This window comes from Bradyrhizobium cajani (genome assembly GCF_009759665.1).
In the GTDB taxonomy this organism is placed as follows: domain Bacteria; phylum Pseudomonadota; class Alphaproteobacteria; order Rhizobiales; family Xanthobacteraceae; genus Bradyrhizobium; species Bradyrhizobium cajani.
The window spans coordinates 49104-74489 of the sequence record NZ_WQNE01000032.1; the positions used below are offsets into that span (position 1 = coordinate 49104).

Below are 25386 nucleotides of genomic sequence, written 5' to 3' on the forward strand. Positions count from 1 at the left end.
AAGGCCCGATTGAGTAGCAGCAGGCGATGCGACAAGTCAGCGACGCGATGTCGCGCGGGACATGACTTAGAGGGATTCCAAACTTGCTTTTAGATTGATTCTAATTGGTGAGCCGAGACGATGGTGGGAAGACAATGCGCGCCGCTATGATCTTGCCGGCCACGTCTTACTCAGGCGCTGCGACAGACTGACCAGCCACGACGTCTTCTCGCGGACCAGGCGGAAGCCGAGATTGGCGGGCGGCACGCCTTGCGCGCAGCCGCCGGCGCGGGCGTCGCGGATGAAATCGGTGACATAGGCGCGATGGGCCCCTTCCGCGACGCGCACACCGCAATTCACGGTCGGGCGGATCGCATGGCCGGTCTCGTCGACCCGCGAGCGCACGAAGCAGGTCGAGGTCCACTCCCAGACATTGCCGGAGAGATCTTCGATGCCGTGCTCGTTCATGCCAAACCTGCCGAACGGATAGGCCGTCGTGTCGGTGAGGTCGCGCTCTGATTCCCGCTCGTAGCGGCTGATCCAGCGCTTCGAAGGATCGTTGGCGTCGACCGGCACACCGTCGTCCTTGAATCGGCTGCCGGCGGCAAAGGCCCATTCTTCGTCGCTCGGCAGGCGATAAGGCTTGCCGGTCTTGCGCGACAGCCAGCCCGCATAGGCTTCGGCGTCATACCAGCTCACCTGGACCGCAGGGCGATCAGGCGCGACCACGACGTCGCGGCCCAGGGCGCGGCAGGCGCCATCCTGCACGCAGAGCTGGAAGTCGGCGGAGGAGACCTGCTCTCGCATGATGTGAAGCGGTCTGTTGAACCGCAGGGTTCGCAGCGGCGCTTCGGCCTGCTGCCCGGCGTGCGTGAAATCGCCGGCCTCGCGATATACGAAGCTGCCGGCAGCGATCTCGACGATCGCCGGCTCCCCTTGCGCGCCGTGCGTCGTCAGCTCGGAGACCAGGGGCGCGACGGCCAGTGGTCCGGCAAGCCCGGCCACGCAGGCGAGCGCCAGCTTGAGCTTGAATGCGATCAGCATGGTGATCCCCCGAAAGAAAAAGGGGCCGGCGATTTGCCGGCCCCTTTGCTTGTCAGTTGGTCTTGCGGCCGGTCTCCAGGGCGCCTTGTGTCTGCGGCGGGATCTCCGCAGGGGCCTTCACCTGGGTCATCAGATCGTCGTTCCACTTGCCTTCGACCTTGAAGTGCGCGGTGGCGCCGAGATCTGCGGCCTCGATCAGGTTATGCGTGACATAGGCGTAGATGCCGGGTTGCAGGAACTTGTACAGCGCCGCTCCTGCCGAGCCGCCGCGGATGAACCAGGTCTCGAGCCCGACCTCGGGTGCATTGCCGAACTTGCCGGTCTCCCAGACATAATCGCCATGGCCGCCGATCAGGTGCGGACGGCTGTCGCGATTGGCCTGCGAGTGGACGATCAGCACGTTCTCGCCGACATTGGCGGTGAGTGCGCTCTTGCCGGTCAGCGCGCCGGCCTTGCCGTTGAACACGACATGGGTCGGCGTGAGCTTCTTCATCACCTCTTCAGTTTCGGTGAAGGCTTCGCCCGGGGACTCGTAGGACTTGAAATTGCCCTTCTCGTCGCGCGGCACGTACATGTCCTGCTCGCCGATGTAGTAGACCTTGTCGTATTTCAGCGCGTGGCCCTTGCCGTCGTTGAGGCCGTCACGCGGCAGCACCATCACGGCGCCGTTCATGCCGGAGACGACGTGCCAGGGGATCATCGGGCCGCCCGGCGCGCAGTGGTAGACGAACACGCCGGTCTTGGTCGCCTTCCAGCGCAGCACGACCTGCTCGCCGGGATTGATCAGGGTGAGCGCGCCGCCGCCGAGCGCGCCGGTCGCGGAATGGAAGTCGATATTGTGCGGCATGGTGTTGGTCGCGGGATTGACCAGCGTCGTTTCGACGTAGTCGCCCTCATGCACGACCATCAGCGGGCCCGGCATCGAGCCGTTGAAGGTCATCGCCTGGAAGGTCGTGCCCTTCTCGTCGATGACGACCTTCTTCTCCTCGATCGTGAGCTTGAACTCGATGATCTTGGGGCCCTGCTTGGTCGCCTGTTCGTGCGCATGCACGAAGGGAGGAGCAACCAGCTCCACCTTCTGACGCGGCAGCTTGAGATCATCGGCGGCGAGAGCGGGGGTCGCCAGCATCAGGGCGGTAGCGGCAGCGCTGATCAATGCGGCTCTGCGGGTGAACATCGGAAGCATCCTTCATCTGAAATGGTCTTGATGACGGGATGCAGTGTGCGCCTATCGCTGCAAGAGTGTTTGCGCTGCGACAAGCTTTTGCCTGATTTGCTTCCGCTGCAGTACATAGGTGGTTTACCGGAGCAGAATTGGTGACACGACGTTCACCGCGTCCGAGGACGTGATGCGGATGTCGAGGCCGAGCGACCAGCGGCCGGGCAGCGGTGCCGACATCCTGACCCGCCACTGATCGTTGCCGACGCGCTCGGCGTTTGCCGTCACCGGCGCCACGCCGTGCTCGGGATTGGTGAGCGTGACAGCCACCGCTTCGGCGCTCAGCGGCAACTCGTTCGCATCTTCGAGCTGGATCGCGATCTCGACCGGTCCGGCGCGGCCGGGCGACACCGTGACGTTCGCCATCGCCTTTTCGGCGTGGAGATGCGTGAAGAAGCTCTCGTCCGCCTCGGAGGTCGTTGCCGGCGAAACGGGCGTCGCATGCTCCGCGCGGCGAAAGGGCTCCGCAGTCTCCGTCCTTGCCGGCGCCTGCGCGCCGATGGCCTGGACGTCGAGCGTAACTTTCACCTCGCCGGCATGCTCGAACGAGAGCGTCACCGGGACCTGCTCGCCGACGCGCAGCGGTGCATCGAGGCCGATGAACATCAAATGTCCGCCGCCGGGTGCAAGCGTGACGGATTGTCCGGGGGCGATGACGAGACCGTCGTCCAGCGGGCGCATGGTCATGACGCCGGCGCTGATGGCCATCTCGTGAATCTCGGTCTTGAGCGCATGCGCGGTCGAGGCGGTCTTCAACCGCTCCGGCCTGCGCCCCCTGTTCTCGATCGTGAGATAGCCGCCGGCCACCTTGGCGCCGCCGGGCGTCGCCCGGCTCCAGGCCCTGGTGACGACGAGATCGCCGCTGGTGGTATCGGCGGCGAAAGCGGGCAGCCAGACCAGGCACGACAGGGCGACTGCGCCCGCGAAAGTTTGCTTGGATGGGATCATGACGAGGGCTTTCGCGACGACGCGGCTAGAAGATGTTGACGGCAAGCCAGACCGTCGTCCAGACCGCCAGCGCGAGCACGATGAAGACCGCGATCGCCGCCGCCACAGCCCGCACGGCGCCGCCCGGGGCCGGCGCCGCCGGTGCCGGCCGGAAGTCGTCGAAGCGCGGGATATGGCCGCGAACGTCGAGCAGGGAGAGAATCAGTTCGAGTGCGAGAAACCTCATGGCAGGACGCTCCAAATGGCCGCGCGATTGATCGCGACCATGACGCGGAACCCGCTGGACCGCTTTGCGCGAGCGCAAGGTTTCCGCTGCTGCCCCTGGCCGACTTTGCGCGAGCGCAAGGTCGCTCTCGCCGATCCGGGTTAGCTGAATGCACTCCGTGATTTGCCGCGATGCCTTTACGCGGCCGAAATTTACGAATGGGTAAGATATGAGAGTCGATCTCGCAGCGAGCTATGGCGAAGAACGTCTGCCGCGCTACACCAGCTACCCGACCGCGCCGCATTTTTCGGCTGCGATCGGCGCAAAGACCTACGCTGGGTGGCTCGCCCAGCTCCCGGCTGGAGCCAGCGCGTCACTCTACCTGCATGTGCCGTTCTGTCGCGAGATGTGCTGGTATTGCGGCTGCCATACCCAGATCGTCCGCCGCGACGAGTTGATCGCGGCCTATCAGCGGACGCTGCGCAGCGAGATCGCACTGGTCGCCGATACCATCGGCCGCCGCATCAAGGTCGAACACATCCATTTCGGCGGCGGCACACCGACGATCATGGCGCCGGAGGCGTTTGCCGAGTTGGTGGCGGAGATGCGCCACGCGTTCTTCGTGCTGCCGTCGGCCGAGATCGCCGTCGAGATCGATCCCCGGACATTGACCGCCGACATGGTCGAAGCCATGCGGCTCTCGGGCGTCAACCGCGCGAGCCTCGGGGTGCAGAGCTTTGATCCCGTCGTGCAGCGCGCGATCAACCGCGTTCAGAGCTTCGAGCAGACGGCGTCCGTCGTCGACATGCTGAGGCGCGCCGGCATCAACGGCATCAACTTCGACCTGATCTACGGGCTGCCGCACCAGACCGTCGCCTCGTGCCTGGATACGGTCCGGCGCAGCCTCTCGCTCGCGCCTGACCGCTTCTCGGTGTTCGGCTACGCTCATGTGCCCGAATTCAAGAAGCACCAGCGCATGATCAACGAGAGCGTCCTGCCCGATGGCCTTGCGCGTCACGACCAGGCCTGCGCGATCGCGAATGCGCTGAAGGAGGCCGGTTACGTGCAGATCGGGCTCGATCATTTCGCGCGACCCGACGATTCGATGGCGGTGGCCTTCAAGGAGCGGACGCTGCGACGTAATTTCCAGGGCTATACCACCGACCAGGGCGAGGTTCTGCTCGGTTTCGGCGCAAGTGCGATCGGGCATCTCCCGCAGGGCTATATCCAGAACGAGGTGCAGATCGGCGCTTATGCGCAGGGCATCACCGCCGGCCGTCTCGCGACCGCGAAGGGCTATGGTCTCACCGACGACGACCGGCTGCGCGCCGACATCATCGAGCGCATCATGTGCGAGTTCGGTGTCGATCTCGGCGACATCTGCGCGCGCCATGGCGCGGAGCCCGAGGCGATGCTGAAGTCGGCGTCGCGTCTGAAGCCGCTGATCTCGGATGGCGTCGTCAGGCTGGACGGCGACCGGCTCGCGGTCGCAAAGGACTCGCGCTTCCTGGTCCGCAGCGTCGCGGCCGCGTTCGACGCGCATCTGGATCCGGGAAAGCAGCTGCACAGCCGGGCTGTGTGAGCTCTCTCCTTCCGTCATTCCGGGGCGCGCCTCTTTGGCGCGAACCCGGAATCCATTTCACCGCATGACTTGCTGCCCGATGGATTCCGGGTTCGCGCTGCGCGCGCCCCGGAATGACAACTGTGCTTGCGCTCCAACAAAGAACCCCCGCCGCTCGCCGCTATCGTCGTTTCGGAACGGAGTTGTCCATGCCTTTCCGATCCGACGATCTGGTCGATGACATCATGCGTTCGGCGCCGCACACGATCCGCGTGTTTCTCGCCTTCAGGATGGCCTGTGTCGGCTGTCCGATCGCAACCTTCCACACGGTGGATGACGCCTGCCGCGAGCATGGCATCGATCGCGAGAAATTCCTCGCCGCGCTATGCGACTGCGTGCCGGCGTGAAGCGGTCCGGAATTCGCGCGGGTCGCGCGCGGATTCCCGGGTGAGGAGGCGCTTTCGCCGTAAGCGGAGCGCCTCTCACCCCGATCTTCAGGGAAAACGTCCTGGCGCTGCTCTCACGCCGCGCCGCTGTCGGGGCTCTGCTCCGCCAGCACGACGATCCTGTGCGGTTCGCGCAGGATGATGCGCTGACGGCCACTCTCGACGAGGCCCTGGCTCTCCCAGCCGCTCAGGATGCGGCTGACGGTGTGCAGCGTGGTGCCGGTCATCTGTGCGATGTCCTGGCGGCTGATCGGGAAGTCGATCTCGATGCCGTGGTCGAGTTTCTTGCCGGACTGCTTGGCGAGGCGGAGCAGGGCGTGTGCGACGCGCTGCTCGACCTGTTGGGTCGATATCTCCAGGATACGGGTGTGGCTTTCCTGAAGCCGCGTGCCGACGGTCTGGAGGGTGTTGGCGGCGAGCGCGGGGAACCGTTCGACCAGGCGCGGCCAGGCCGAAGTCGGCCAGATCAGCACCACGCTGTCGTCGACCGCGATCGCGGTCGCCGGATAGCGCGCCGCTCCGATCGCCATTGCGAGGCCGAAGGTCTCGCCGGGGGCGACATAGCGCACCACGATCTGCTCGCCGGTCGGCGTGGTCTTGGCCGCGCGGACATGGCCGTGCAGCAGCAGGAAGAAGGATTGCGCGTCTGCGCCCTGCTCGAAGATGGCGCTGTTCCTGGGATAGCGCGCCGAGCGGGCCTCGCGCAGGATCTCGTCGAGGGCGTCCGGGCTGACCCCGGCAAACAGCGGCAAATGCGCAACCAGCGATGTGTCGACCTTGGCCATTTTGCCTCCTTGGCGCTCGGGAGTGTGATGGCACCTGCAATCGTCGGGGTGTTTGCGATAGCGCAAAACCAGCCGGCCGGAGCGGCAGTATTTTTCCAGACATGGTCTGAAATTTACTGGAGTCCCCCCATGGCTGGTGCCCGATCCCGTAATCCGAAGGGCTGGCCGCTGTTTGCCAACAGCTTCCGGCCCTTCTTCCTGCTGGGCGCGATTCAGGCCGGGCTATCGATCCTGGCCTGGCTGCCGATGTTTTACGGTGAATTGTCGGTGAGCTCGGCGTTCGCGCCGCGCGACTGGCACGTCCACGAGATGCTTTATGGCTTCCTCCCGGCGGTGATCACGGGCTTCCTGTTCACGGCGATCCCGAACTGGACCGGGCGGCTGCCGATCCAGGGCACGTCGCTGGGCGCGCTGCTGGTGGTCTGGCTCGGCGGGCGCGTCGCAGTGACGCTGTCCGCAGACACCGGCTGGGCGTTGGCACTGGTCGTCGATGCCGCTTTCCTGGCGCTGGTCGTCGCCGCTGCGACGCGCGAGATCATCGCGGGCGGCAACTGGCGCAACCTGCCGGTGGTGATGCTGGTGCTGATGCTGCTCGCCGGCAATGTCGGCTTTCATCTCGAAGCGCATTACCAGGGCGCGGCCGATATCAGCATCCGCGTCGGCGTCAGTGTGGTCGTGCTGCTGATCGCGCTGATCGGCGGCCGCATCATTCCGAGCTTCACCCGTAACTGGCTGGTCAAGTTCAATCCCGGCCGCCTGCCGGTGCCGTTCGGTCGGTTCGACGGCGCGGTGATCGGATGCAGTGCGCTGGCGCTGATCGCGTGGATCGCGTCGCCCCTGAGCACGATCACCGGCGTTGCGATGGCTTTGGTCGGCGCGCTGCATCTGGTGCGACTCGCACGCTGGGCCGGCGACCGTACCTTCCGCGAGCGGCTGCTCCTGATCCTCCATGTCGGCTACCTCTTCGTGCCGCTCGGTTTCCTGCTGCATGCCATGGCCGTATTCGGCGCGCTGCCGCCGAGCGCGGGCCTTCACGCCTGGATGGCGGGCGCGGCCGGCACCATGACGCTCGCGGTGATGACGCGCGCGAGCCTCGGCCATACCGGACAGGCCCTGACGGCCTCACCGGCGACGCAGGGAATCTATGTCGCGGTCATCGTCGCGGCGCTGGCGCGGGTCGCTGCCGTGGTGCTGCCGGCGCATAGCGATGCGCTGCTGCACATCGCCGCCTGCGGCTGGGTCATCGCGTTCCTCGGCTTTGCGATTGCGTTCGGTCCGCTGCTCGCCGGCGCCCGCATGCGCGCACTGGCCATCATCGGCGTGCCGGCTCCGGCACGCTGACCTCAGGCGGCCGACGCCGAAGGGATTTCGGCCGGCTTCGCCAGCGGTCGCACGCCCTTGCGCCATTCGGTGATGGAGCAGCCGAAGCGGCCGCGGAACCAGCGCGCCATGGCGCTCTGGGCGGAGAAGCCGAGCTGCACGGCGATGTCGGCCAGCGGCCGGCCGGGATCGTCGATCAACTGCGTCACGAGATCGGCGCGCTGCGCATCGAGGATGGCCGAGAAGCTGGTGCCTGATGCGGCGAGGTGGCGGTGGACGGTGCGGCGGGTGCAGGCGAGATGCTCGGCCACGCGCTCGACCGTGCAGTCACCGCTGGCGAGCAGGATGCGCACGACCTCGTCGACCTTTGCCTCCCAGCTTGCGGGCCGCGTCTCGATCGCCTCGATCCGCTTGCGCAGATAGCTCGCGATCAGCGGATGCGCGCTCGGGATCCGGCGCGCCATGTCGTGCGCCGACAGCACGATCGAATCGTCGTCGGCATTGAAGGTCACGCGGCAGCCGAAGAATTCGCGATAGCGCTTGCAGTCGTGCGGCGGCGGATAATGCAGATGCACCTCCTGCGGCCGCCAATCGCTGCTGAACAGGGACTGGATGATGCGGTGGACGCTGCCGAGCGCCATGTCGATCGCCTGGCGCGGCGCGGTCGGCCGCCGGCCGCGCAGATGCAGCGCAATGGTCACGGTGTGCTTGTCATGCGAGACGCCCAGCCGCATGCCGTCGTGATGGACATGAATGAAGCGTGAGAATGCTTCGATAGCTTCGCCGACGGTCGCCTGTTCGCGCACGATCAAACCAACCGCGCCGAAATTGGTCAGCCCGCCGCGCTCGGCGAGGCGCAAGCCGAAATCTTCGGCGCCGGACGCCTCTGCCGACAATTCGAGCAGACGGCGCAGGCCCGCGACGGCGATGGGCGTGTCGGGCTTGTCGAGGCAGGCCAGCGGCAGCCTGACCTTGCGCATCATCTGCCGGGGGTCGAGCCCGACCGACCGGGCGACTTCCGGGTAATAGCTCAAGCCTGCGCTGCGAATGAGGTCGGTCATGCGAGCCGGTCCTGCCAGCCATTCCCGCAGATGTCCCGAAATGTAAAGTTTCTGTCCCGATCCGTCAAATCCGGGAACAGAGTGGAACATACATAAGGGAAACCGAAGCACTGGCGCCAATGCCGTGCTCACGACGGCGCGGCTGGGTGAAGCGGGCCCGCTGCCGTCTCGGGCCATTTGACCAAGACATTGCTGGATCGGGATTATGCCTGGGAACACGCTTTCCAAGGGTGAGGTATTCGTCATTGAAACTGACGCGACCTCGCGCGAACAACTTTCCGCCGCGCTCCAACAGAGCGCCTATGACGTGATCTGCTTTGCCGACGGCGCCTCGCTGCTGTCGGAGACGAGAGCGCGGATGCCGGCCTGCGTGCTGCTGGAGATGCCGCCGGATCGCTCCGGCCTCGACGTGCTCAGGCGGCTGCGCGAGGAAAATTGCATGGCGCCGGTGCTGGTGACCTCGGCGAACGGCAGCATCGCCATGGCAGTCGACGCCATCAAGAGCGGCGCGGCCGACTTCATCGAAAAGCCGTTCCGTAGCCATGACATCATCGGCCGGATCGATGCGGCCATCGACGAATTCGCGCAGCCCGGTTCAAACCGCCAGCGCTGGCTGCCCGGCTGCGAACCCCTGACGCCGCGCGAAGGCGACGTGCTCGAGCATCTCGCCGCCGGCCTCACCAACAAGGAGATCGCCCGGCGCATGCATTTGAGCGCACGGACGATCGAGGGTTATCGCGCCAGCGTCCTGCGGAAGGGCGGCGCCCGCAACGTAACCGATCTGCTCCGCCGCATCTTCGGTCAGGGCTCACCCGCCTAAAGCATGATCCGGAAAAGCGCGCAGCGGTTTTCCGAAAAGATCATGCTCAAACAACAACCTAAAGCGCGATGACGATTCATCGCAATCTCATCGCGCTTTAGGTCTGAGGCGCGGCTCGCCGCGCCGTGCGTTCCGCGGCCATGGTGCGGCCACCGCGCCGCCCCACGGAAACCCCAATCGAACCGGTTCCTTCCCTGCCGCGTCTCATCACGATGGCGAGGCATTTGATCGCGCGCGTCCGGTTGGCGGCGCGGCGATACCGGCAGGAGGGACTTTATGCGCATCACCGCAAGATATTTGGCAACGACGAGCCTGGTCCTGGTGACCATGGCCACGGCGGCACCATCATGGGCCGCCGATGTGGACGCGACGTCGGCCATCGACGCCGTCACCGTCTATCCCGACGGCGCCACCGTGACCCGCGTCATTTCGTTGGATCTCGCCTCCGGGGACTCGACGCTGGTCGCCAGGGATTTTCCACTCTCGCTCGATCCGTCCTCCCTTCGCGTCGAAGGCGAGGGGGGCGCCAAGCTCACCATCGGCACCATCGATGCGCGGCCGCCCCGTGCGGCGTCCCCGGTCAACCTGCCCGAGCTCGACAAGCGCATCGAGGTGCTCAAGGACGAGCGCTCAGATCTGCAAGGCGCAATCGAGGCGGCGGTGGCGCGGCGCAAATTCGCCCTGCGGTTTGCTGAAGTGTCCCCTGCGGGTCTCGGCGACAAGGGCGAGGCCCGGCCGATCACCGAATGGCGCGCGGCCTTTGGCGCGGTCGGCGAGGAGATCGCGACCGCAGACACCGCGATCCGCGAGGCCACACGAAAGCAGCGCGAGATCGACCGCCAGATCGCACAGCTCGAAGCCGAGCGCTCGGCCAAGCCGCCGAGCAAGCTGGAGGTACGGATCGACGTCGCCTCGGCCGCGGCGACCAAGGCGACGCTGCGGGTGACCTACGCCGTGCGCAACGCGCGCTGGGTGCCGCTCTATGACGCCCGGCTCGACACCGGCGCCAAGGATCGCAAGCCGCAACTCGAGCTGGTCCGCCGCGCCGAGGTCACACAGTCGACCGGCGAGGACTGGTCCAACGTCACGCTCGGCGTCTCCACGGTGCGCATCGGCCGCGGCGGTAGCGCGCCGGAGCTGAACTCGCTGGTCGCGCAATATCCGCAAGTGCCGAAGCCGCAGGCGCTTGGCGCGGCCTCGGACCTAGCGCGGCCTGCGCCAGCCATACGAGAGCGTTCCGCGCAACTTATGCCATTGTCCAAGGCCCCCGAAGCCGAGCCGCGCGAGCGCGCTGACGAGCAGCAGGCAATTGCCGAGATCGGTGATTTCCAGGCCACCTTCAGGATTCCCGGCCGCGTCAGCCTCGGCGCCGACGAGGGCGCCAAGAGCCTGCGCGTCGCTTCGATGACCGTGCTCGCCGAGCTCGCGGTGCGGGCGGCACCGGTGATGGACCCGACCGCCTACCTCGAAGCCAGCTTCAAGCAGACCGACGACACGACATTGCTGCCGGGCAAGGTCGCGATCTATCGCGACGGCGTCTTCGTCGGCCGCGGCAAGATTACGGCGTCCGCCAAGGACGACATCGTGCGGCTTGGTTTCGGCGCCGACGACAAGGTGAAGATCGAGCGCGCAGTGCTCAAGCGCAACGAAGGTTCGGCCGGTCTCCTGATCGCGACATCGAAGACCGACGAGCGTTCGTTCAAGACCACCGTCCGCAACGGACACGATTTCCCGATCAAGGTCGCGATCGAGGACCAGCTGCCGGTCAGCGAGAACGAGGACATCGTGGTCGAGATGCTGCCTGCGACCACGCCGCCCACCGCGAGCAACATCCGCGACAGGCGCGGCGTGCTGGAATGGTCGTTCGACGCCAAACCCGGTGAGATCAGGGACATCAACTTCGTCTGGCGCATCCGCTGGCCGAAGGACAAGGGCATGGTGATCGTTCCGGCGGGATAGGCGGTGTCTCTTCACCTCTCCCGTAGGGAGAGGTCGGATCGCATCGAAAGATGCGAGCCGGGTGAGGGGGTCTCGCTAAACGCCGCGGCCCCTCACCCGGATTGCTACGCAATCCGACCTCTCCCCGTTGGGGAGAGGTGTGGCATCACCGCCCGCATCGACTGCGGCAGCACGTAAGGCACGCCGTCGTCGCCCCGATGGACGACGGCGTCGATCTCGAAAATGTCGCGGATGGTCTCGCGCGTGACGACATCGGCCCGCGGGCCGTCGGCGGCGAGCTTGCCGCCGTTCAGCACGACGAGGCGGTCGGCGAAGCGGATTGCGAGATTGAGGTCGTGCAGGATGGCGATCACGGCCGTGCCGCCTGCTGCGCGGCGGCGGGCCGCTTCGACGAGGTCGATCTGGTGGCGCAGGTCGAGGCTCGAGGTCGGCTCGTCCAGCAGCAGAAGTCCCGGTCCATGCGCGGCCTCGCCGCAGGCGAGCTGCACCAATACGCGGGCGAAATGGGTGCGCTGCTGCTCGCCGCCCGATAGCGTCGGCAATTGCCGCGCGCGGAAATGCGAAAGGCCGACCTCGTCGAGCGCGGCCTCGACGAGGGGGCCGGCGTCGCGCATGCTGCGATCGCCCGCGCCCATCAGCACGATCTCCTCGACGGTGAAGGGGAAGGTGACATTGATGTGCTGGGACAGCATGGCACGGCGCGCGGCTAGCTCGCGCGGCGTGAAGCTGCTGATGTCGCGCTGATTGAGGCGCACCTCGCCTTCGCTCGGGCGGAGATCGCCGGACAGGAGCCGCAGCAGGGTCGACTTGCCGGCACCGTTCGGGCCGATGATGGCGACCATCTCGCCGGCTGCAACCGTCAGGCCGACGCCATCGAGCAGGGTCGCGCGGCCGGCGCGCTTGCCCAGGGATCGCGCCTCGATCACGGCGCTCATAGCACGGTGAGCCCGCGCTGCCGCAGTAGGATGCCGAGGAAGACCGGCGCGCCGACGGCTGCCGTCAGGATCCCGATCGGCATCTCCGCCGGCGCCACGATGGTGCGCGCCAGCGTGTCGGCGCCGACCATCAGGATCGCGCCGAGCAGCACCGAGGCCGGCAACAGCAGGCGATGCGCCGGCCCGATGATAAGGCGGAGCAGATGCGGCACCACGATGCCGACGAAGCCGATGACACCGCTGACCGACACCGCGACGCCGGTCATGGCGGAGACCATGACGATCGAGATCCGCTTCAGGCGCTCGACATCGACGCCACCATGAAAGGCGTCGGCCTCGCCGAGCACCAGCAGATCGAGGCCGCGGGCGATGAGGGTGCAGGCGGCAAGCCCGATGATGAGGATCGGCGCGAGCACGGCGGCCTTGGTCCAGGTCGCGCCGCTCATCGAGCCCAGCAGCCAGAATGTAATGTCGCGAAGCTGGCGATCGTCAGCGATAAACACCAGCAGGCCGATGCCGGCATTGGCGATGGCGGTGATGGCGACGCCGGCGAGCAGGAAGATCGCGATCGACGTCCGCCCGGCGCGGCTGGAGATGCCGTAGAGGATCGCCGTCGTTGCCAGCGAGCCGGCGAAGGCTGCGAGCGGCAACAGCTCGGTCTGGAGGAAGCGGAACGCCTCGCCGAAGCGTGAATCGGTGAAGACGATCGCGCTGGCGGCCGCGAGCGCGCCACCGCTGGAAACGCCGACCAGCGCGGGATCGGCGAGCGGATTGCGAAACAGTCCCTGCATGATCGCGCCGGCTGCGGCGAGCAGGCCACCGACCATCGCGGTCGCTGCGATCCGGGGAATACGGATCGACCACAGCACGAGCTGGTCGCGCGCCGTCACCGCATCGGTGGTCGTGTTGCCGGCAAGGCCGAGGGCGGTGGGCAGCCGGGAGAGCGGAATGCCGGCAGCGCCGACGGTCAGCGCGACGATCGCGGTCGCCGCCAGCGCTGCGAGGAGCAGGGGAATGGCAACCGATGCGGATCGCCGTCCCGTGCCGGCGTGTCGTCGCGGACTTCGCGTATCCGTCCCGATCGTCACGCTCATTGCCGGCAATTCGCCGCCGACAAGGCCGACGTGAACGTGCTGCTTTCGGCCAATGCCGGATAGAGCTTGACCGAGAGATCGCGCGCCGCCGCCGCCGTGCGCGGCCCGAAGCCAAGCAGATAGAGCCCATCCATCGTGATGAAGCTCTTGTTGGCCGCAACCGGCGTCAGTGCAAAGCCGGGATGGGTATACACCGCCTCGGCCTGGAGCGAGTCCTTGCCGCGCTCGATCGACAGCACGACGTCGGGCTTGGCCGCGACGATCGCCTCGTCGCCGATGATCTTGTAGCCGTCGTAATCGTCGACGGCATTGGCGGCGCCGGCGAGCTGGATGACCTCGTCGGCCGCGGTCTTGTGACCGGCGACCATGGCTCGCCCGTTCTGAAGCGACATCACGAACATCACGCGCACCGGCTTGGTCACCTTGGCGCGCAGTGCGCGGAGCTGTGCGAGATCGGCGCCGACCGCGGTGCTCAGGCATTCGGCGCGCGCGTCGACGCCCATGGCGTGGCCGACCAGCTTGATCTTCTCGATCAGGCCGTCCTCGGAAAAGGTCTCGGGCACCAGCACCAGCGGCACCTTTGCGGTCTCCAGGATGTCCATGGTCTCGCGCGGGCCAGATCCCTGGATCGCCAGGATCAGCGTGGGATTGAGGCCCAATACGCCCTCAGCCGAGATCTGGCGCATGTAGCCGACATTGGGTTTGTCGTGCAGCGCCGCTGCCGGATAGAGGCTCGTGGTGTCGACGCCGACCAGCCGGCTCTCGAGCCCGAGCGCATACAGGATCTCGGTGATGGCGCCGCCGATCGAGACCGTGCGCGCGAAGTCGGCAACAGTGACATCACGGTTGCGGGCGTCATGCACCGTGATGCCGGCGGCGTGCGCGGTGGACGCGAGCGCGATCGTGCCGGAAAGCAGGAGACCTGGGAGGGTGCGACAAAATGTCATTGCGGTTCACTTCGTCAGGATCAGCTTGTTTTGCGACGTCAGGCGCAGGCGATAGGCGTCCTCGCCATGCGCGATGATGATCTCGCGCTCGGCCGCGAACAGCTCGCGGCTGTCGATCCGGCTCCCTCGCATGGTGAGGGTTCTCGTTGTTGCAGAAGGGCTTCCTGCCGGCCCTGCCGCGCCGTCGCTACTGTCTCCGGACGTTGCTGACATTGTTGGTGTGATGCGCTTTCAAGATTTCAGATGCGTCCTGCTTGTATAAGCGCCGCGAAGGGCATTCCAACGGCGGCAATTTACAATCGATATAAACTGCAACCTTGTGACATTGACCGTCAGAGTGTTGCCACGTAACCAATTGTGGCAGCGGGGTGACTTGCCCGCGTGTTGAGATAATCAGCCAGCCAGTCGTTCGCGTTGCGAACGCACGCCAGCCAAACGACTCCAAGAACTGAAGTGAAGTGCAGGCTGGGGCTGATATGGCTGACGGGGCTAGGTATTCGCGCGCCCTGATTTTAGGCGCGTCGGTGGTTTCAATCGCGTCGTTGATGACGGAGAGCGGTGTTGCGCAGACCGCCGATCAAGCCGCGCAGTCGGTCAAGCCGGTACAGCCTCCCAAGCAGGCCAAGCGCAATCCGGCCAAGCCGCAGGCCAATCAACCGCAGGCCGGCGCCAGCGTGTGGGATGCGCGTGCGCAGGCGATCGTCGGCGTCCAGTCGCTCGACACCATCACGGCTGCAGCCTCCAAGACCGATGAGCGTGCGGTCGACGCGCTCGCGCCGGTCAGCGTCGTGACGTCGGCGCAAATCGAGGCTCGTCAGGCCAGCACCGTTGGCGATCTCATTTATAATGTGCCGGGCGTGTGGGTTCAGAATCGCGGCGATGAGCCGTCGACCTCGATCAATATCCGCGGCTTGCAGGATTTCGGCCGTGTCGCCGTCATCGTCGACGGAGCGCGGCAGAACTATCAGCGCACGGGTCACTTCGCCAACGGCTCGTTCTTCCTCAATCCCGAACTGATCAGCGGCATCGACATCGTCCGCGGTCCGACCGCCAATATCTACGGCTCCGGTGCGATCGGCGGCGTGGCATCGTTCCGCACCAAGGATATCGAGGACGTCGTCCGCGCGGGCGAGCGCTGGGGCGTCGACGTCAAGACCATCCTCGGCAGCAACTACGGACGCGCGCTCGGCTCGGCCTTCGGCGGCGTTCACGTCAACCCGAACGTCGACGTGTTTGCGGGCGGCACCTACTCGACGCAGGAGAACTACAAGGACGGCACCGGCTTCGAGGTCGCCAACACCGGCAACCGGCTCACCAGCGGCATCGCCAAGCTGACGGTGCGGCCGGCGGACGGGCACGAGGTCAAGCTCGGCACCATCTTCCAGGAAGACATCTACAGCGTGGGCCAGCCGCCGCGACGTGCCGGCGATCCCAATTCGACCAACGCGAACGGCACCAACAATCTGAGCGGCACGTCGATCTACGCGTCCAACGTCAAGAACTACACCACGACGCTCGGCTGGAAATATTCGCAGCCGGATGATCAATGGTTCGACTGGGATGCAAAAGTCTACTGGAACCGGACCGAGAACGACCAGATCAAGACGGCACATACCAGCACGACGCCGTCGGTCTTTTGCGGTGGAGTGCCCGGCAACGCCGTGTCCGGCTGTATCGGCAGCAATCGCGGATATCTGCTCGATACGATCGGCGTCGACGTGCACAACACGACGCGGTTCGAGACCGGAAGCTGGCGCCACGCGGTGACCTACGGTCTCGATGCCTTCCAGGACAAGGTGTCGACGCAGGACAGGACCGGCACCTCGGAAGTCACGACTCCCGGCGGAAAGCGCACCGTGTCCGGCGGCTTCGTGCAATGGAAGGCGGACTACACCTCGATGCTCGAGGTGATCGGCGCGCTCCGTTACGACAATTATCAGCTGTCCTCGGCCTCCGCGTCGTCCGGCGGCGACCGCCTGTCGCCGAAGATCACGGTCGCTCTCGTTCCCACTGCGTTCGTGACGCCCTATGCCAGCTACGCCGAAGGCTATCGGGCGCCCTCGATCACGGAGACGCTGGTCAGCGGCCCGCATTCGGGCGCGACGATCAACGACTCGTTCTTCCGCTGTCCGTCGGGTACGCCGGGGCCGGGCGCAGATTCGACGTTCTGCTTCGTGCCGAATCCGAACCTGCGGCCCGAGGTCGGCAAGAACAAGGAGATCGGCTTCAACATCAAGAAGAACGACCTCTTTACGGCGGGTGATACGCTGCGCGGCAAGATCAACTTCTTCCGCAACGACATCACCGACTTCATCGACCAGGTCGCCTACGGAAATCCGCTGGTGGTTCCGACCGGGCCGCCGCCGGCGCCCAGCATCACGGTGCTGCCGTTCCTGCAGTATCAGAACGTCGCCTCCGCGCGCATCCAGGGTTTCGAAGCCGAGACGATGTACGACGCGAACACCTGGTTCTTCGGCCTCTCCGGGACCTATCAGAACGGCAAGAACCTCCAGACCGGATTTGGCCTCTACAGCATTCCGCCGCAGAAGATCACCACGACTGCGGGCGTGCGTCTGCTCGACAGGACGCTGATCCTCTCGGTGATGTGGACCTCGGCGATCGCGAATTACGATATCCCGCGGACCTACACGCCGGCAACGTCGTTCGATCTCGTGAATTTCTACGCCCAGTATCAGCCGCGGCCGGATCTCACGCTCAACTTCTCGGTCGAGAATCTCCTCAACCAGTACTACCGCCCCTACGCCATTCCGGTCGGCAGTACGGGCGATACGCAAAACGACGTGAAATGGGCGAGCGCCGGGGCGGGGCTCGTGGTCAAGGGAGGCCTGAAGTACCACTTCGGCGGCATCTAGAGCATGATCCGGAAAAGTGTGAAGCGGTTTTCCGAAAGGATCATGCTCAAGCAATAACCTGAAGCGCGATGACGATTCATCCCAATCTCATCGCGCTTTAGGGCCGACGATCCAAGCGGGACGCCGTATTGACCGCCAGAGCCACGCTGACGTCCCAGCGTGGCTTCGGCGCGTTCTGAAACATCCGGTCGGCATGCGCCGATCGACAGTCTGACAGGAGAAGATCGAATGTTTATCGCGATGAACAGGTTCCAGGTGAAGCTCGGCTCGGAAGCCGCGTTCGAGACCGTCTGGCGCACCCGCGAATCCTATCTCGGCAGCATGGCCGGGTTCGTCGAATTCCATCTGCTCAAGGGACCGGTGCTCGAGGACCACACGCTGTATTCCTCGCACACGGTGTGGGTCGACAAGGCCGCCTTCGAGGCCTGGACGCGCTCGGAAGAATTCCGTCGCGCTCACGCACGCGCCGACAACAAGACCGGAGAAAGCCTCTATCTCGGCCATCCCAAGTTCGAAGGGTTCGAGGTCATCATGACCGAGCGCAAGGCGAACGCGGCGGCCTGACGCGGCCCGCGGAGGAGCAGGACATGCTGAGCAAGGATCTCGCCGATCTCAAAGCCTACATGGCCGACAATCCCGGCGCGGTGATCGAGGACGTCGCGCGCGAGCGCAAGGTCACCCCGCGCGCGGTGATCGAGGCGCTGCCGCCGTCCATGGTCCGCATCGGCGCCGGCGACCATTTCGCTGCCGCCATGCAGGACATCGCCGAATGGGGCGAGGTCACCCTGATCGTGCACACGGAGGATGCGATCTTCGAGTTCACCGGCGCCATTCCCGCTGGCGAGATCGGCCGTGGCTATTTCAACCTGATGCAGCCGAAGGGATTGCACGGCCATCTCCGCCATGCGCGCTGCGCGGCCGTCTCCTTCGTCGAGCGTCCCTTCATGGGCAAGATTTCGGCCTTCGTCGCCTTCGTCAATGCGGATGGCGGCATCATGTTCAAGGTCTTCGTCGGTCGTGACGAGACCCGGGCGCTGCGTGCCGACCAGCTTGCGCGGTTCCGGCAGCTTGCGGACCGGATTGCGGCGTAGCTTCCTCTATCCGTCGGGAGATCAGGATGCAGGGCATTTCCAGACTTCGGCACATGATCGTCACGATCGTGTTCGCGCTCGCGCCGACACGGGCTTTTGCGATCGACGGGGTGCTGCTGCCGCGCAATCTGTCGCCCTGGGGCATGTTCGTCAGCGCGGACATCGTCGTGAAGACGGTGATGGTCGGGCTCGCCGTCGCCTCGCTGGTGACGTGGACGGTGTGGCTCGCCAAGACCATCGAGCTCCGCCGCAAGGGCGCGCTCGCCTTGAAGCGGACGCGCGCGCTCGAAGGCAACATGACGCTGGCGCAGGCGTCGGCCCGGGCCGGCGACGCCCACGATGCCGTTGCCCAGCTCATCCAGTCCTGCGCCAAGGAGGCGGAGCTCTCCGGCGGCGTGCTCGATGACGGTCTTCAGGAGCGGGTTGCGCTGCGGCTGGAACGGGTCGAGGCCGCGATGTCCAGGCAGATCGCGCGCGGCACCGGCGTGCTCGCGACCATCGGGGCCATCGCGCCGTTCGTCGGCCTGTTCGGCACCGTCTGGGGCATCATGAATTCCTTCATCGGCATTTCCGAGAGCCACACCACGAGTCTTGCGGTGGTCGCGCCCGGCATTGCGGAAGCGCTGCTCGCGACCGCTCTCGGGCTCGTCGCTGCGATCCCGGCGGTCGTGATCTACAATCATCTGGTCCGCAGCATCGCCAATTACCGCGCGCTGCTGGGGGATGCCTCGGCGCAGCTCATGCTGCTGGTCAGCCGCCAGCGCGATCATCGCGAGTTCCGCCTGGCGCGGGCGGCGGAGTAGGCCATGGCTGCGAAGCTCGGCGCGCGGTCGGGATCGCCGCTCAAGCGCGGCGACGCCGGTGATCTCGACATTACTCATGAGATCAACGTCACGCCGTTCATCGACGTGATGCTGGTGCTGCTGATCATCTTCATGGTGGCGGCCCCGCTCGCCACCGTCGACATCGGCGTCGATCTGCCGGCGACCGCGGCCGAACCGGCGCCGCGGCCCGACAAGCCGGTCTTCGTCACCGTCAAACCGGACCTCTCGCTCGCGGTCGGCGAAGATGCCGTCGGCCGCGACGCGCTCGGCACTTCGCTCGATGTCGCCACCAAGGGCCGCAAGGAGGAGCGCATCTATCTGCGCGCCGACAAGGCCGTCTCCTACGGCGACCTGATGGAGGTGATGAACACCTTGCGCAATGCCGGCTATCTCAAGGTCGCACTCGTCGGCCTCGACGGACGCAGCTGATGACCGCGAACGCTTTTGCGTTGCACGAGCCGCTCGGCGAGCGCGAGGCCGCGCGCTGGGGCGTATCGGCGGTGCTGATTATGGCGCTGCATGTCGGTGCAGTGACGCTGGCGCTGAACTGGTTGAGCCGTCCGGCTGAGCAGGGCGTCAGCCTGCCGGCGATCATGGTCGACATGGCGCCGGTGACGTCGGCGCCGCAATCGACGCACGACGACGTCGCGCCGGGGCCGGTCATGCAGGAGGCCGACGCTTCGCCGCCCGAGCCCGTGCAGCGGCAGGCGGTCGAGGAGACCATCGCGCCGACACCGCCGCAGGAGAAGCCGGAGGTCGTGGCGCCGCCGGAGCAGAAGCCGGAGCCGACACCGGCCAGGCCTGAGCCGGCGAAGATCGTGCCGCAAGAGACGCCGGCGCCCGAAAAGCCAAAGGTGGTCCGCCGCGAGGCCAGGAAGCCGTCGGAGGCGCTGCCCGCGCCGCGCACCAGCGCACCGCCCCGCGCCGAGCGCGAGGCGCCGGCGGCGTCCGCCATGAGTGCGGGCGCGATCGCGTCGCTGGTTGCGACCTACAATCAGCGCGTCCGCGCGCATCTGATGCGCTTTCATTCCTATCCGTCCGGCGGCAACGGTCAGCGCGGGCTGGTCCGGGTGAATTTCACGATCGGCCGCAGCGGCCAGATCGTGTCCAGCCGCGTCAGCTCGTCCGGCGTTGCCGCGTTCGACGCCAAGGCGACGTCGATGATCCAGCAGGCCTCGCCGTTCCCGCCGATCCCGGCGGAAATCAAGAACGGCACGATGAGCTTTTCGGTCCCGGTGGAGTTTGTCGTGCGGTAGTGGGCTGTTGCCACAGACCCAGCTGTCGTCCCGGACAAGCGCAAGCGCAGATCCGGGACCCCCGCGCGAGCGCTTGCGCTCGTCGCGATAACCACAGGGGAGATATTTGGCGAAGGCTCGGAGTTACCCGCTCGCGCCACACTACTCCCTGTGGTTATGGGTCCCCGCGTTCGCGGGGACGACAGCAGGGGTTGTGGCGGCTGAGGATAGGCTGAAGAAACTACTTCGCCTTCAGGAAGTCCGCGACCTCGAGCAGCATGAACTCGTCGTCGTCGGCCTTGTTGGGATCGCGGCTGGACGAGAACGGCAGATTGTTGTCGTTGCCGACGATGATGTGGGTGTCGTCGACGCGATCGACGTTCTCGATGGTGAAGAACGGGAAGGTGTAGACGCCGTCATTGAGCGGCTTGCGAGCCTTCTTGTTCGGATCCTGGATCTTCATCAGGTCGATATAGCCGATCTTGCGCACGGGCTTCCCGACATTGGCGTCGGTGAGCTCGATCTTGTAGATGCGCTTGAACTTGGCGAGATCAGGAAAGCAGTTCTCGCCGCGCTGGCCTTGCGGGCAGGCCTTGTCGGCAGTGCCTTCGCCGTTGTCGCGCTCGATGATGAGACCGGTGGCCTGATCGATCATGTTGAAGTCGCCGATGGCGTTGCCGTTCTGCTCGAACACATACTGCCAGTAGCGGCCCGTGAACTTCTCGGCAGCGACGTCGAATTCGAGGATGCGGGAGGCTTCCTTGCCGTCGACCTTCTCCCAGTCCTTCTTGTCGGCGTCCCACAGCGGGCCCTCGAGCAGGCCGTAGAGGAACTTGCCGTCCTTCGAGGACGCAAAGCCCTCATAGCCTTTGGAGCGGCGGAGATTGACGTTGGTGTAGGTCGCGCCCGGCGCGCCCGGCGTCGCCACCGCCCAGTTGTCGGGTGAGCGCACCGGCTTGCCGTCGGCAACGGTGTCGAACACGGCCAGGATCTTGCCTGTCTTGTCGGCCTTGAGGATGTAGGGGCCGAACTCGTCGCCGATCCAGATGGTATCGCCGATGATCTGGAAGCCCTCGGTGTCGAAGTCCGAGCCGGTGAGGTAGCGCTTCTGGGTGTCCTCATGCACGATGCGGAACGGCACCTTCTTGTCGGGATCGTGCAGGAAGATGGTCTCCTGGCGCTCGATCTTGCCGCTGGCCCAATCCATCTTGTAGCGGTTCAAATACAGCATCGAGTCCGGCGAGTTGGCGCGCGCGCCCATGCCGTTGTCGGTGATGACCCAGAAGGTGCCGTCGCCCATCGACTTGATGCCGGAATGACCCTGAAGCGGCTGGCCCTTGAACGGCAGCGACACGCCGGTCGGGCGATCCGCGGACTTGCCCATCACGGTGCCGAGCGCGTCGACGCGCTTGCCGGTGGTGTATTTGCCGGAGGTCTTGAGATCGGCCGGCGCATCCGCCGGGGCGTCGATGAAGGACTCCGCCGGCATCACCGCGTGGCCGGCGAGCTTGGCCGGGAATTCACCTTCGTTCTGCGCGAGCGCGGTGCTTGCGGTGAGAATGATCGTTGCGACGGAGGCGAGAAAGGTCGCGCGCATGTGCGTCTCCTGTTGCGGGAGGACGTCTTATGCGGACCGCATGTTGCACTTTTGTGAAGCCGGGCCAAACGCCGCAGCAGCCGTTTACTCCTTTACCGCGCCCGTCAGCGAGGACACGTAGTAGTCCACGAACAGCGAGTAGAAGATCGCAACCGGCAGCGAGCCGAGCAGCGAGCCCGCCATCAGTGCGCCCCACTGGTAGACGTCGCCGGTGACGAGCTCGGTCAGGATCGCGACCGGCACGGTCTTGTTGGCGCCGCTCTGGATGAAGGCGAGCGCGTAGATGAACTCGTTCCAGGACAGCGTGAAGGAGAAGATGCCGGCCGAGATCAGGCCGGGCACGGCGAGTGGCAGCGTGATCCGCCGCAGGATCTGAAGCCGTGTGGCGCCGTCCACCAGTGCGCATTCCTCGAGCTCGTAGGGGATCGACTTGAAATAGCCGATCAGGAGCCAGGTGCAGAACGGCACCAGGAAGGTCGGATAGACCAGGATCAGCGCCAACGGACTGTCGAACAGGCCGAACTGCACCACGACGGTGGCGAGCGGGATGAACAGGATCGACGGCGGCACCAGATAGGCCAGATAGATGCCGAGGCCGACATAGGGGCTGCCGCGGAAGCGCAGGCGTTCGATGGCATAGGCGGCCAGCGTGCTCGCAATCAGCGACAGCGTGGTCGACCCGATGGCCACGAGCATCGTCGTCCACAGCCAGCGCGGATAGGCCGTGTTGAACAGCAGGTGATTGATGTGCGCCAGCGTCGGCGAGGAGATCCAGAACGGATTGTGCGCCTTGTAGTTCATCAGCTCCGCGTTCGGCTTGAACGAGGTGATCGCCATCCAGTAGAACGGAAACAGCAGGATCAGCACGAAGCAGCCGAGCGGCAAATAGATCATCATCAGCCGCCGCAGCCCGGAATCCCAGGCCATGGTGTCGGGTGCCGCTTTCGCGTCGGCGACGGCTTGTTGCGCGACAGTATCAGTCATTGCTCTCTCCCTGCTGCCATTTGCGGCGCGCCAGGCCGAAATAGGAGAACAGCGTCGCGAACACCAGGAACGGGATCATCGACACCGCGATCGCGGCACCTTCGCCGAGCTCGCCGCCGGCGATGCCGCGCTGGAACGCGAGCGTCGCCAGCAGATGGGTCGAGTTGCCGGGCCCGCCACGGGTGATGGCGTAGACCAGCTGGAAGTCGGTGAAGGTGAAGATGATCGAGAAGGTCATGACGATGGCGAGGATCGGCATCATCATCGGGAAGGTGATGTAGCGGAAACGCTGCCAGGCGCTGGCCCCGTCCAGCATCGCAGCCTCGTAGAGCGAGGGCGAGATGGTCTGGAGGCCCGCGAGCAGCGAGATCGCGACGAAGGGGATGCCGCGCCAGATATTGGCGGCGATCAGAGAGAAGCGCGCCGGCCAGGGCGAGCCGAGGAAGTCGACATTGCTGTCGCGCCAGTGCAGCACGTCGACCAGCAGGTAGGAGATGATCGAGAACTGCGGATCGTAGATCCACCAGAACGCCAGCGCCGACAGCACGGTCGGCACGATCCAGGGCAGCAGGATGATCGCACGCAGCACGCTCTTGAAAGGAAAATGGTTGTTGAGCAGCAGCGCGAGCCAGAAGCCGAGTGCGAATTTCCCGAACGTCGCGATGCCGGTGTAGACCACGCTGTAGAACACCGCGTTCCACCACAGGGAATCGGTGAGCAGATACTGGAAATTCTCGAAGCCGACGTAGATGCCGCGCCGGCCGATCGTGGTGTCGGTGAAGGCGAGCCAGACGCCGAGGCCGAGCGGATAGGTCAGGAAGACCGCGAGCAGCCCGATCGCAGGGGCCAGACACATCACGATCAGGAACGGCTTGTAGTCGAACAGGCGTACGATCCAGTTCGGCTGCCGCTGCGCCAGTGCGGGGGAGGAAAATGTCGTCACGGACATCAGTTCGTTGTCCTGTCTGTGAAAGTCACCACATCGTCATTGCGAGCGAAGCGAAGCAATCCAGTCTGCTTCTGAGGTGGCAGTCTGGATTGCTTCGTCGCTTCGCTCCTCGCAATGACGGCCGCTTTGTCGTCGGCCGTTACTTCTGCCGCCGGAAGTACCGCTTGCAGCGCTGCTCGGCTTCCGCGGCCGCGGCCTCCGGCGTGGCCGCGCCGGTCGCAACGGCCGAGAACATCTGGATCAGCACGTAGTCGGCGCTGACGGCACCCGTCGCCGTCGAGATCGGGCCCTTGTAGCCGTCATAATAGGTGCTGTTCATCGTGTCCTTGAACAGCTTCACCTTGGGGTCCTGCGACCACACGGCGGCCTCGGCATAGGCGGCCAGCGGCTGTGACCAATAGCCGGAGTTGGCATTGAGCCACGGCTCGTACTGATCCTTCTCCAGCATGTATTGCAGGAAGGCCTTTGCGGCGTTGGGGTACTGGCTGTGCTTGAACACCATGGCGTTCAGCGTCAGGCCCGCCATCGGCGAGACCTTGGCCAGGCCCTTCGGCAGCAACTGATGCTCGCTGTCGTCGGCGATCGCCTTGGTCGCCGGATCGTTCTTCAACGAGAAGTACAGCGAGACGCCGTTGGCGGTCAGGGAAATCTCCTGCGAGGAGTAGGCGCGGTTGTTGCTGACGTCGTTCCACGATGTCGTGCCGGCGATGAAGGTCGGGTAGATCTGCTTGACCCAGTTCAGCGCGGCGATGGTCTCCTTGCTGTTGATGGTGACGTTGCCCTCTTCGTCGAGCAGGGACCCGTTGTGCGACCACAGCGCCCAGTTCGCAAAACCGTTGCCGTCGCCCTTGGCATTGCCGAGTGCGAAGCCGGCCGGCTTGCCGGCCTTGTGCAGCTTCTGGCACAGGTCGAGAATTCCGGCGTGGTCTTCCGGCACCTTGTCGAAGCCGACCGATTGCAGGATCGATTTGCGGTAGATCAGGGGACCGGCGGTGGCGCCGAACGGCAGTCCGATCCAGGCGTCGCTCTTGTTCTTCTTGCCGTAGCGCTGCGCCAGTGGCAGCCAGCCGCCATACCGCTTGCCGACGTAGTCGGCGACGTCCGTCAGCTCGATCAGCTTGTCGATATAGATGTGCGGCGCATCGGAGAAGCCGATGATGATGTCGGGGCCGGCGCCGGAATTGGCGGTCACCGCGGTCTGTTGGTTGATATCTTCCCAGCCGACGAAGTCGACCTTGACCTCGACACCGGTCTCCTTGGTGAATTTTGCCGCATTGGCGCGGAACACGTCCTCGTCGGCCTGGACGAAGCGCACCGGGCGCAGCATGCGCAGGGATGCGCCCTTCTCGATGTCGCGCTTGGGCACCGCCACATCGGCGGCCTTGATGTTGGATGGCGATGTTTGCGCTGCAGCACCGGTGGTGGCGAGTGCCGCAGCAGACAAGCCCAGCGCCAATGCATCACGACGCGTGAGGTCGTTCCTCATCAGTTCCTCCCTTGTTGTCTCCCT

At 65.4% G+C, this 25386-nt stretch carries 25 protein-coding genes; 11 read left to right on the plus strand and 14 right to left on the minus strand.

All coding sequences use genetic code 11. From position 1 onward, the window contains the following. Positions 1–144: 144 nt before the first annotated feature. The 4 genes from GPL20_RS30055 to GPL20_RS30070 all read right to left on the minus strand — a co-directional run bounded on the left by GPL20_RS30055 (position 145) and on the right by GPL20_RS30070 (position 3416). Positions 145–1023: an SUMF1/EgtB/PvdO family nonheme iron enzyme gene (locus GPL20_RS30055; protein WP_157334531.1), complete on the minus strand. Its 879-nt coding sequence runs from the start codon at positions 1021–1023 to the stop codon at positions 145–147. Positions 1024–1075: 52 nt separating this feature from the next. Next, on the minus strand, positions 1076–2200 hold the full coding sequence (gene nirK / locus GPL20_RS30060) for a copper-containing nitrite reductase (protein ID WP_167533285.1): 1125 nt from the start codon (positions 2198–2200) through the stop codon (positions 1076–1078). Positions 2201–2323: 123 nt separating this feature from the next. Beyond that, a complete protein-coding gene (locus GPL20_RS40330) occupies positions 2324–3190 on the minus strand; it encodes a copper chaperone PCu(A)C domain-containing protein (RefSeq protein ID WP_157334535.1) in 867 nt (288 codons plus the stop codon). 25 nt (positions 3191–3215) lie between these two features. Further along, positions 3216–3416 (minus strand): hypothetical protein, encoded by a 201-nt coding sequence (locus tag GPL20_RS30070; RefSeq protein WP_157334538.1) that lies wholly within the window; start codon positions 3414–3416, stop codon positions 3216–3218. Positions 3417–3624: 208 nt separating this feature from the next. On the opposite strand from GPL20_RS30070, the gene hemN reads away from it, so the two are divergent. Both hemN and GPL20_RS30080 read left to right on the plus strand, forming a co-directional pair. After that, positions 3625–4977, plus strand: a complete 1353-nt coding sequence (gene hemN, locus GPL20_RS30075; RefSeq protein ID WP_157334540.1) for an oxygen-independent coproporphyrinogen III oxidase — start codon at positions 3625–3627, stop codon at positions 4975–4977. Positions 4978–5165: 188 nt separating this feature from the next. After that, on the plus strand, positions 5166–5363 hold the full coding sequence (locus GPL20_RS30080) for a DUF1858 domain-containing protein (protein WP_157334542.1): 198 nt from the start codon (positions 5166–5168) through the stop codon (positions 5361–5363). Positions 5364–5476: 113 nt separating this feature from the next. Here the strand turns inward: GPL20_RS30080 and GPL20_RS30085 are convergent, their stop codons facing one another. After that, complete coding sequence (locus GPL20_RS30085; protein WP_157334544.1) at positions 5477–6187, minus strand: Crp/Fnr family transcriptional regulator; 711 nt, start codon at positions 6185–6187, stop codon at positions 5477–5479. 129 nt (positions 6188–6316) lie between these two features. On the opposite strand from GPL20_RS30085, the gene GPL20_RS30090 reads away from it, so the two are divergent. Then, positions 6317–7528, plus strand: coding sequence for an NnrS family protein (locus GPL20_RS30090; protein WP_157334546.1), 1212 nt, complete (start codon positions 6317–6319; stop codon positions 7526–7528). A gap of 2 nt (positions 7529–7530) precedes the next feature. Here the strand turns inward: GPL20_RS30090 and GPL20_RS30095 are convergent, their stop codons facing one another. Next, on the minus strand, positions 7531–8568 hold the full coding sequence (locus GPL20_RS30095; protein WP_157334548.1) for an AraC family transcriptional regulator: 1038 nt from the start codon (positions 8566–8568) through the stop codon (positions 7531–7533). Positions 8569–8773: 205 nt separating this feature from the next. On the opposite strand from GPL20_RS30095, the gene GPL20_RS30100 reads away from it, so the two are divergent. Together GPL20_RS30100 and GPL20_RS30110 are read left to right on the plus strand one after the other, a co-directional pair. Next, a complete protein-coding gene (locus tag GPL20_RS30100) occupies positions 8774–9388 on the plus strand; it encodes a response regulator transcription factor (RefSeq protein WP_157334550.1) in 615 nt (204 codons plus the stop codon). 276 nt (positions 9389–9664) lie between these two features. Beyond that, the gene (locus GPL20_RS30110; RefSeq protein ID WP_157334554.1) at positions 9665–11347 is read left to right on the plus strand and encodes a mucoidy inhibitor MuiA family protein; all 1683 of its coding nucleotides are present in this window, start codon (positions 9665–9667) and stop codon (positions 11345–11347) included. Between the two features lie 104 nt (positions 11348–11451). On the opposite strand, the gene GPL20_RS30115 is transcribed toward GPL20_RS30110, so the two are convergent. From GPL20_RS30115 to GPL20_RS39715, 4 genes are read right to left on the minus strand one after another with little or no spacing between them, the layout of a single operon-like run. Beyond that, a complete protein-coding gene (locus GPL20_RS30115; protein ID WP_157334556.1) occupies positions 11452–12282 on the minus strand; it encodes a heme ABC transporter ATP-binding protein in 831 nt (276 codons plus the stop codon). Then, positions 12279–13376, minus strand: a complete 1098-nt coding sequence (locus GPL20_RS30120; protein ID WP_157334558.1) for a FecCD family ABC transporter permease — start codon at positions 13374–13376, stop codon at positions 12279–12281. The genes GPL20_RS30115 and GPL20_RS30120 overlap by 4 nt, the downstream gene beginning before the upstream one ends. After that, positions 13373–14323 (minus strand): heme/hemin ABC transporter substrate-binding protein, encoded by a 951-nt coding sequence (locus GPL20_RS30125; RefSeq protein WP_157334560.1) that lies wholly within the window; start codon positions 14321–14323, stop codon positions 13373–13375. The genes GPL20_RS30120 and GPL20_RS30125 overlap by 4 nt, the downstream gene beginning before the upstream one ends. 6 nt (positions 14324–14329) lie before the next feature. After that, positions 14330–14536, minus strand: a complete 207-nt coding sequence (locus GPL20_RS39715; protein WP_157334562.1) for a hemin uptake protein HemP — start codon at positions 14534–14536, stop codon at positions 14330–14332. Between the two features lie 263 nt (positions 14537–14799). On the opposite strand from GPL20_RS39715, the gene GPL20_RS30135 reads away from it, so the two are divergent. The 6 genes from GPL20_RS30135 (at position 14800) to GPL20_RS30160 (ending at position 20367) form a co-directional block, all read left to right on the plus strand. Beyond that, positions 14800–17196 (plus strand): TonB-dependent hemoglobin/transferrin/lactoferrin family receptor, encoded by a 2397-nt coding sequence (locus tag GPL20_RS30135; protein WP_157334564.1) that lies wholly within the window; start codon positions 14800–14802, stop codon positions 17194–17196. A gap of 228 nt (positions 17197–17424) precedes the next feature. Then, positions 17425–17760: a heme-degrading protein HmuQ gene (gene hmuQ / locus GPL20_RS30140; RefSeq protein ID WP_092216822.1), complete on the plus strand. Its 336-nt coding sequence runs from the start codon at positions 17425–17427 to the stop codon at positions 17758–17760. Positions 17761–17783: 23 nt separating this feature from the next. Then, positions 17784–18287: a heme utilization cystosolic carrier protein HutX gene (gene hutX, locus GPL20_RS30145; protein WP_157334566.1), complete on the plus strand. Its 504-nt coding sequence runs from the start codon at positions 17784–17786 to the stop codon at positions 18285–18287. Between the two features lie 26 nt (positions 18288–18313). Continuing rightward, positions 18314–19090 carry a tonB-system energizer ExbB gene (gene exbB, locus GPL20_RS30150; RefSeq protein WP_157334568.1) on the plus strand — a complete coding sequence of 259 codons (777 nt, stop codon included), beginning with the start codon at positions 18314–18316 and terminating at the stop codon, positions 19088–19090. Positions 19091–19093: 3 nt separating this feature from the next. Next, positions 19094–19540 (plus strand): TonB system transport protein ExbD, encoded by a 447-nt coding sequence (exbD, locus tag GPL20_RS30155; protein WP_157334570.1) that lies wholly within the window; start codon positions 19094–19096, stop codon positions 19538–19540. Continuing rightward, a complete protein-coding gene (locus GPL20_RS30160; RefSeq protein WP_157334572.1) occupies positions 19540–20367 on the plus strand; it encodes a TonB family protein in 828 nt (275 codons plus the stop codon). The genes exbD and GPL20_RS30160 overlap by 1 nt, the downstream gene beginning before the upstream one ends. Positions 20368–20587: 220 nt before the next feature. On the opposite strand, the gene GPL20_RS30165 is transcribed toward GPL20_RS30160, so the two are convergent. From GPL20_RS30165 to GPL20_RS30180, 4 genes are all read right to left on the minus strand, one after another. After that, a complete protein-coding gene (locus GPL20_RS30165; protein ID WP_157334574.1) occupies positions 20588–21943 on the minus strand; it encodes an esterase-like activity of phytase family protein in 1356 nt (451 codons plus the stop codon). A gap of 84 nt (positions 21944–22027) precedes the next feature. After that, on the minus strand, positions 22028–22927 hold the full coding sequence (locus tag GPL20_RS30170) for a carbohydrate ABC transporter permease (RefSeq protein WP_157334576.1): 900 nt from the start codon (positions 22925–22927) through the stop codon (positions 22028–22030). After that, positions 22920–23876, minus strand: a complete 957-nt coding sequence (locus GPL20_RS30175; RefSeq protein WP_157334578.1) for a carbohydrate ABC transporter permease — start codon at positions 23874–23876, stop codon at positions 22920–22922. The genes GPL20_RS30170 and GPL20_RS30175 overlap by 8 nt, the downstream gene beginning before the upstream one ends. 139 nt (positions 23877–24015) lie before the next feature. Beyond that, entirely contained in the window at positions 24016–25362 is a 1347-nt protein-coding gene (locus GPL20_RS30180) for an ABC transporter substrate-binding protein (RefSeq protein ID WP_157334580.1), read from the minus strand. Positions 25363–25386 lie beyond the last annotated feature (24 nt).